General features: G+C 67.3%; 1 protein-coding gene. It reads right to left on the minus strand.

Annotation, left to right across the window (positions count from 1 at the left end; all coding sequences use genetic code 11):
- The coding region (locus AAEZ09_RS28285; RefSeq protein WP_350601650.1) for a response regulator at window positions 1-272 on the minus strand (272 nt) is incomplete at both ends.

The raw sequence follows: 272 nt of genomic DNA on the forward strand, positions 1-272 counted from the left end.
GTGTAAGGCTGACGTCGTGACCGCCAACGCTCGCGATACCGCGGGCGGAGCTGTAACAAAGGTCGCCAAGCTCGACCTGGCTCGGCACGGTAGCGGGATGGCTGCGGCGCAGCACGGCGCGCAGGCGTGCGGTGAGCTCGCGCGGGTCACAGGGCTTGGCCAGGTAATCGTCGGCGCCGAGCTCCAATCCAAGCATGCGATCCAGCGGTTCGCCGCGGCCCGAGAGCATCATCAATGGCAGGTCCGGATGCTCGCTGCGGAGTTGCTTGAGC

It is taken from the genome of Pseudomonas sp. 65/3-MNA-CIBAN-0223, assembly GCF_040310425.1.
GTDB lineage: Bacteria > Pseudomonadota > Gammaproteobacteria > Pseudomonadales > Pseudomonadaceae > Aquipseudomonas > Aquipseudomonas gregormendelii.